We start from the raw sequence: 6955 nt of genomic DNA, 5'->3' as shown, positions 1-6955 counted from the left end.
CGGCGGGGGCGGTGGCGGGGGCGTCCAGGGACGCGGGTACGGCGGCGCCGGATGGACGGGTGGACCTTGCTTCTGCAGCGGTGCCTGCGCGGGTGCCTGCGCCGTCGGCGCGGCGTCGGACGGCGTGTCGGACATGAGAACCCCTCCCCGCCGGTCGCACGGCGCCCGGGGGCTGCGCGCGGGACCGGTGCTCGACTGCGCGTCCGGCGAAGATCGGCCGGACGGCGTGGCCGACAGGCTAGGCGCGCCGACGAGCTGCGCAAGCGCGGTACGGGCCCGGGGGCGAAGTCTGTGACAGGGCCGTGACAATGCAGAGGGTTGGGAGGCCCGCAGGCGGCCGGGGCGCGGCTCAGCCGGCGGGCAGCCATTCCGGCAGGGGCTCGCACCGCTCCTGCCACTCCCGCGGGGGCTCGCCACCGGCGCCGGCGGCGATGATCCCGCCGACGATGGCGCAGGTGGTGTCCACGTCGCCGCCCGCGCGGGCGGTGGTCCAGAAGGCGCCCTCGTAGTCGCCCAGGCCCCGGGCGGCGGACCACAGGGCGAAGGGGACGGTGTCGTGCGCACTGGTGCGGCGGCCGTTGCCGAGCACGGCCGCGACGGTGGCCACGTCGTCGTAGTCGAGCATGTCGACGGCGCGGCGCAGCCCGGCGTGCACGGCGCTGCGCGGCAGCAGCGCCACGACGCGGGTGATGAGGTCCACGGGGTCGCCGGGGCCGGCCGGGTCCGCGGCGAGCGAGGCGGCGGCCGCGACGGCCATCGCGCCGACGACGGCCTCGCGGTGCTGGTGGGTGGTGTACGCCGACAGTTCGGCCTGCTCGGCGGCCTTCTCCGGCTCGCCCGCGTACCAGGCGCCCAGGGGCGCCACGCGCATGGCGGCGCCGTTGCCCCAGGAACCCTGGCCGTTGAACATCTCGGCGGCGAGCGTGCGCCAGTCGGCGCCTTCCTGCCGGATCAGCCGCAGCATCCGGTTCACGCCGGGGCCGTAGCCGCGGTCGAAGTCGTGGTGCGCCGCGAAGGAGGCGGCCAGGGTGTCCTGGTCGACGGCGCCGTGCGAGTCCAGGACCGCGACGACCGAGCACGCCATCTCGGTGTCGTCCGTCCACTGCCAGGTTCCCGGCGGCAGCCTGCGGCCCTGCAGCGCCGGGTAGTGCGCCGGCACGAAGAACTGGGAGCCGAGGGCGTCGCCCAGGGCGAGACCGCGCAGGCTGGACAGCGCGCGGCGGCGTGGGAGGTCACGGGGGTCAGCGGTCATGGCGGGAGAACTCTGACATCCGGTGCCACCCGGGTCAATCGTCCTGTGCGCAATCTCACCCGTGATATCGCGCCAGGTCGGAGTCGGTGGTCCGCCAGCGGGCGAAGGGCCGGTCGAGCCGGTACCGGCCGTCGGGCTCGGCCAGCAGCATCCGCGTCTCGCCGTTGTCGGGGTTCGACAGGCACTCGAACTCGTCGACGGTCCAGTGGAACCACCGCATGCAGAACAGCCGCATGGTGAGCCCGTGCGTGACGAGCAGGACGTTCGGCGGGAACTCCGGCTTGTCGAAGGCGCGGTAGAGCGTCTCCAGGAAGGACCCGACCCGGTCGTAGACGTCCGCCCCGGACTCGCCCTGGGCGAAGCGGTAGAAGAAGTGGCCGTAGGCGTCCCTGGCCTTGCGCTGCCGCTGCACGTCCTCGGCGTCCTGGTAGTTCCCCCAGTCCTGCTCGCGCAGCCGGGGCTCCTCCTTGGCGCGGGTACGGCACGGCTCGAGGCCGAGCAGGTGGAAGGTCTGATGCGTCCGGCGGTATGGCGAGACGAAGGCCTGCACCCGCTCCTCGCCGAACAGCTCCCGAAGCTCCCGGCCCGCCGCGCGGGCCTGCTCCTCGCCTCTCGTGGTGAGGGTCAGCGCGTGGTCGGGCACCCGCTCGTAGATCGTGTCGTCGGCATTGCCCTGGGACTCTCCGTGCCTGATGAGCACTATGCGACGCGGTCGGGCCATGGCCTCACTGTAATTCGTACGCGCGCGCAAGGTCGCGGCGGTCCCCGGCGCGGGCCGTGGGCAGCCCCCGCCGCAGGCCTGCCGCGCTCCCCGGGCGACGGTCGCCGGCTCCGTCCACAGGCCGGGCGTCCCGCCCCCGATTGTCAGTGGCGTACCTCAGACTCAGCATGAAGAGGGGGGCGCGTACGCGCGCCACGGTTGGAGGCCGTCATGAAGACCACGTCGTTCGTTCCCGGCACACCCTGCTGGACCGATCTGAGCAGTCCCGACATCGAGGCCTCCCGTGCGTTCTACGGCGGCCTGTTCGGCTGGGACTCCCAGGCGGGCCCCCCGGAGGCCGGGGGGTACACCTTCTTCAGCCTGCGCGGCGAGCACGTGGCGGCCGTCGGTCCCGTGATGGCCGAGGGCGACCGGCCGCGGTGGATCACCTACATGGCCACGAGCGACGTGACCGACACGGCCAAGGCGGTCGAGGCGGCCGGCGGCTCGGTGTGCGTACCGCCGATGGCGGTCTTCGACCAGGGCAGCTTCGCGCAGTTCACGGACCCGCACGGGGCGGAGTTCGCCGCGTGGCAGCCGGGCCGGTTCAGCGGCGCGGGCCTGCTCGACGAGCCGGGCGCGCTGTGCTGGATCGAGCTCAACACCCGGGACGTGGAGGGCTCCCGCGCCTTCTACCGCAACGTCTTCGGCTGGACGGGCGAGACCCACCCGTTCGCCGGGGACAGCTCGTACACCGAGCTCGAAGTGGAGGGAACCGACCGGAAGTTCGGCGGCATCCTGCTCATGAACGACGCCTGGCCGCAGGAGATACCCCAGCACTGGATGCACTACTTCTCCGTCACCGACACCGACGCGGCCGCCGCGCGGGCCACCGAGCTCGGGGGCAGCGTCTCCGTGCCGCCGTTCGACCTCGAGCACGTCGGGCGGGTCGCCGTGCTCGACGACCCGCACGGCGCGTACTTCTCGGTGATCACCCGCCCCGCGCAGGGCGGGAAGGGCTGACCGCGGCGGCTCCCGGGGCGGTCCCCGGTCGCCGTGCCGTCATATCGACCAGGCCTGTTCCAGGTCGACGACGTCACCGGCGACGGTGAGCACGTCGGCGTCGAGATCGGCGCGTTCGGACAGTCGCAGGATGGATCCGTCCCGGTACTTGGCGTGCTCGGACGCCGAGTCCCACATGGACAGCACCAGGAAGTCGGACGCGGGTCCCTGCGCGAAGACCCCGCGCAGCATCCCCGGGGAGCCGGCCATGGCCGGGTTCCAGACCTTCTCCTGCATCAGCACGAAGTGCTCGACGCGGTCAGGCCGCACCTTGCAGTGCGCCAGCCGCAGCAGGTCGCTGTCGGCGAATCGGGGGCGGAAGCCGACCTTGACGTCCAGACGGTGCTCGAAGAGCTTGACGCCGAGGCTCTCGTAGGTGCCGGCCTGGGCGGCCGCGAGGCGGTCGTGCGCGCCGGCCATGAAGGCGTCGTAGTACTCGCGGTCCTCCCAGAACGCGAAGAGGTGCGCGACGCCCGGCTGGCTGCGGCTCCAGCCACCGCCCTGCCCCCGGAACCCCGGCTCCCCCATGAGCCCGTTGGCCCATTTCCGCTGCCCGCGCTCGAATCCGGCGCGATCGACGATTCCGCAGCGAATCCACTTCACCAGCACCGCGCCATCCTATGGCCCGCCGGTGGACCTTCCGCCCCATCGAAGGACCAACTCCCCTGAACGGGAGAGGAATACGATCACGCCATGGACGCCCTGTACCCGCGCCTCCTCGTCGAGGACTTCGGCACCGCCGCCCGCTTCTGGACCGCAGCCCTGCGCGACCTGCTCGGCATAGAGCCCGTCAAGGTGACCCCGGCGGCGATCACGTCGGCCCCGGCCAGCTCCGCGGAGAGCCGGGGCGGCGCGTCGGCGACGTCACCGGATACGCCAACTGGGACCTGGGCGGCGAGGCCGCCCTCACCCTCTTCTCCCGCGCCGCGCTCGCCCGCACGATCGGCACCGAGGCGCTGCCCGCGCACGCCCCCGCACAGGACGCGGCCATGCTCGTCCTGCGGGTGGACGACGTCGAGGCGGCCGCGGGGAAGCTGACCGCGCACGGTGCGAGCGTCGTCACCGGACCCCGGGACCGGCCCGAGTGGGGCCCGGGGCTGCGGACCGCGCATCTGCGCACACCGGACGGCAGCCTCGTGGAGCTCCAGTCGTACTGACCGGGCCTCAGAAGGCCCGAAACAAATAGTCTTCAACAAAACCATCTGCTAGCGTCTTACCTGGGTCCCCGACAACCAGGAGACGACGCCATGCCCTTACGCGCACAGCTCTCGCCCGCGGCGGCGACCACGGGAGCCACCCCCGACCACCGATCCCGCGGACTGGCCCTCGCGGTCCTGTGCGCCGGGATGCTGATGATCATCCTGGACGGCAGCATCGTCACCGTGGCACTGCCCGCCATCCAGCGTGACCTGCACTTCTCCTCCGCCGACCTGACCTGGACCGTCAACGGCTACATGATCGCCTTCGGCGGGCTGCTCCTGCTGTCCGGCCGGCTCGGCGACCTCCTCGGACGCAAGCGGATGTTCATCGCCGGGCTGGCCGTCTTCACCGGGGCCTCCCTCCTGTGCGGCCTCGCCACCGGGCAGGCCGTGCTCATCGGCGCCCGCTTCCTCCAGGGCGTCGGCGGCGCGATGACCTCAGCCGTCAGCCTCGGCCTGCTCGTCACACTCTTCCCCGAACCCCGTGAACGCGGCCGGGCCATCGGCGCGTTCAGCTTCGTCGGCGCCGCCGGGGCGTCGATCGGCCAGGTGCTCGGCGGTGTGCTCACCCAGGCCGCCGGCTGGCACTGGATCTTCTTCATCAACCTGCCCATCGGGCTGGCGGCCGCGCTGTTGGCGGTGCGCGTACTGGAGCCCGACCCGGCACGTCCCCCCGCCCGGGGCGCCGACGCCCTCGGCGCGCTCCTGGTCACGACGGGACTGATGACCGGCGTCTACACGATCGTCCAGACCGGCGGTCACGGCTGGGCCTCCGCACGCACCCTCGGCCTCGCCGCCTTGGCCGTGGCGCTCCTGGGAACCTTCGTGGTCCGCCAGGCGACGGCCGCGTCCCCGCTGCTGCCGCTGCGCATGTTCCGCTCGCGCGAGGTCTCGGGGGCCAACCTCGTCCAAGTGCTGATGATCTCCGCCCTCTTCGGCTTCCAGATCCTCATGGCGCTCTACCTGCAGAACGTCAAGGGGTACGGTGCCGCCGCCACGGGGCTTGCCATGCTGCCCGCCGCGCTGTCCATCGGCACCGTCTCGCTGCTGCTCTCCGCCCGGCTGAGCGCACGCTTCGGCGAGCGCCGCGTCCTGCTCACCGGGCTCGCCCTGCTCGTGGTGGCACTCGGTCTGCTCACCCGGCTGCCGGTCCACGCCGGTTACGCCGCCGACCTGCTGCCCACGATGCTGCTGGCGGCCGGCTTCGGCCTCGCCGTCTCCGCGCTGACGGTGCTCGGCATGTCCGGCGCGGGACCGGCGGACGCGGGGGTCGCCTCGGGCCTGTTCAACACCACCCAGCAGGTGGGCGGTGCCCTCGGCGTCGCCGTCCTGTCCACCCTCGCCGGCTCCCGGACGCACGCCCTCGTCGCCGACGGGCACGACACCGCGTCCGCCCTCACCGCGGGCTTCCGCCTCGCCTTCGGCACCGGCGCGGCCCTGCTGGCCGCGGCGTTCGTGCTCGCGCTGGTGATACTGCGGCCGCGGCGCGAACGGGACGTCCCTCCGCCGGCCTGACGGCGAGCGGCCCGCAGCCGCTCCTGCCCACGACGGCGGCATCCGGAGCCGCCACGATCACGGGCCGCCGCCCCGTCCCAGGGCGGCGGCCCGTGATCGTGGCCGGAGCGGCGGTCAGTGGCCGGCGGCGACCGGCAGGTCCTTCTGCACGCCGGGGTCGCCGGCGTCGGCGGTGAAGTCGGCCTTGCTGGTCTCGTCCACGCCCTCGGGGGCGTTCAGGGCCCGCAGGACGAAGGTGAGGACGACGGTGACCGCCAGGTTGAGCACGAAGGCGGTCAGGCCGATGTAGCCGATCTGGCCGATGACGGGGATGGTGTCGGAGGAGCCGCCGAAGTGCTTCTGCGCCGGGCTGGCGACGCCGTAGGCCACCCAGGTGCCGTAGACCATGCCGACGGCCCAGCCCGCCAGCAGTGCCCAGCGGTGGAACCAGCGGGTGAACAGGCCGCCGACCAGGGCCGGGAAGGTCTGCAGGATCCAGATGCCGCCCAGTAGCTGGAAGTTGATCGCGGCCGTCTTGTCCATGGTGAGGACGAAGATCAGGGCGCCGACCTTGACCAGCAGCGAGACCACCTTGGAGACCTGGGTCTCCTGCGCGGGGGTGGCGTCCGGTTTGAGGAAGTCCTTGTAGATGTTGCGGGTGAACAGGTTGGCCGCGGCGATCGACATGATCGCCGCCGGCACCAGCGCGCCGATGCCGATCGCGGCGAAGGCCACGCCCGCGAACCAGGACGGGAACATGTTCTCGAACAGCTGCGGGATCGCCAGCTGGGTGTTGCCGACCTGCACGCCTGCGGCGATGGCCATGAAGCCGAGGGCTGCGAGGAGACCCAGCATCAAGGTGTAGAGCGGCAGGACGGTGGTGTTGCGGCGGATGACGTCGCGGCTGCGGCTGGAGAGCACGGCGGTGATGGAGTGCGGGTACATGAACAGCGCGAGCGCCGAGCCCAGTGCGAGGGTGCCGTAGGCCCACTGGGCGGTGTCGCCCGGCGCCAGGGATCCGCGCGGCTTGCCGGTGGCGGGGTTGACCTGGGAGTAGGCGTCGCCGGCCTTGGCGAAGATGTCGTCGAAGCCGCCCAGCTTGATCGGGATGTAGATGATCGCCACCGCGATGACGATGTAGATCAGCGTGTCCTTCACGAACGCGATCAGCGCCGGTGCCCGCAGGCCGGAGGAGTAGGTGTAGGCCGCCAGGACACCGAAGGCGATCAGCAGCGGCAGGTCCTTGAC

Annotated in this window: 7 protein-coding genes; 3 read left to right on the top strand and 4 right to left on the bottom strand. The window is 72.4% G+C overall.

The genetic code is table 11. From position 1 onward, the window contains the following. Nucleotides 1–349: 349 nt before the first annotated feature. Together PV341_RS42575 and PV341_RS42570 are read right to left on the bottom strand one after the other, a co-directional pair. Nucleotides 350–1252: an ADP-ribosylglycohydrolase family protein gene (locus PV341_RS42575; RefSeq protein WP_500321977.1), complete on the bottom strand. Its 903-nt coding sequence runs from the start codon at nt 1250–1252 to the stop codon at nt 350–352. A 55-nt stretch (nt 1253–1307) separates the two neighbouring features. Continuing rightward, nucleotides 1308–1973, bottom strand: a complete 666-nt coding sequence (locus PV341_RS42570) for a phosphoglycerate mutase family protein (protein ID WP_499514451.1) — start codon at nt 1971–1973, stop codon at nt 1308–1310. Between the two features lie 210 nt (nt 1974–2183). Here PV341_RS42570 and PV341_RS42565 point away from each other — a divergent pair, with 210 nt between their 5' ends. Next, entirely contained in the window at nt 2184–2975 is a 792-nt protein-coding gene (locus tag PV341_RS42565; protein ID WP_500321978.1) for a VOC family protein, read from the top strand. A 39-nt stretch (nt 2976–3014) separates the two neighbouring features. Here PV341_RS42565 and PV341_RS42560 read toward each other — a convergent pair whose 3' ends face one another. After that, entirely contained in the window at nt 3015–3623 is a 609-nt protein-coding gene (locus PV341_RS42560; protein ID WP_500321980.1) for a YdbC family protein, read from the bottom strand. Between the two features lie 11 nt (nt 3624–3634). Here PV341_RS42560 and PV341_RS42555 point away from each other — a divergent pair, with 11 nt between their 5' ends. Both PV341_RS42555 and PV341_RS42550 read left to right on the top strand, forming a co-directional pair. Continuing rightward, a complete protein-coding gene (locus PV341_RS42555) occupies nt 3635–4171 on the top strand; it encodes a VOC family protein (RefSeq protein ID WP_500360665.1) in 537 nt (178 codons plus the stop codon). A gap of 90 nt (nt 4172–4261) precedes the next feature. Continuing rightward, nucleotides 4262–5728, top strand: coding sequence for an MFS transporter (locus PV341_RS42550; RefSeq protein WP_500321982.1), 1467 nt, complete (start codon nt 4262–4264; stop codon nt 5726–5728). A gap of 114 nt (nt 5729–5842) precedes the next feature. Here PV341_RS42550 and PV341_RS42545 read toward each other — a convergent pair. Continuing rightward, nucleotides 5843–6955: sodium:solute symporter family protein (locus PV341_RS42545; protein ID WP_500360664.1), on the bottom strand; the 1113-nt coding region annotated here is incomplete at its 5' end.

The sequence above is a fragment of the Streptomyces sp. PA03-1a genome, assembly GCF_033792805.1.
Taxonomy (GTDB): Bacteria; Actinomycetota; Actinomycetes; order Streptomycetales; family Streptomycetaceae; genus Actinacidiphila.
This window is presented reverse-complemented; position numbering and strand designations above follow the sequence as displayed.

Bases quoted from the DNA above. Each gene is read 5' to 3' on its own strand.
- PV341_RS42550 (WP_500321982.1), top strand. From the start codon at position 4,262: ATGCCCTTACGCGCACAGCTCTCGCCCGCGGCGGCGACCACGGGAGCC.
- PV341_RS42570 (WP_499514451.1), bottom strand. From the start codon at position 1,973: ATGGCCCGACCGCGTCGCATAGTGCTCATCAGGCACGGAGAGTCCCAG.
- PV341_RS42555 (WP_500360665.1), top strand. From the start codon at position 3,635: ATGGCCCGCCGGTGGACCTTCCGCCCCATCGAAGGACCAACTCCCCTG.
- PV341_RS42575 (WP_500321977.1), bottom strand. From the start codon at position 1,252: ATGACCGCTGACCCCCGTGACCTCCCACGCCGCCGCGCGCTGTCCAGC.
- PV341_RS42565 (WP_500321978.1), top strand. From the start codon at position 2,184: ATGAAGACCACGTCGTTCGTTCCCGGCACACCCTGCTGGACCGATCTG.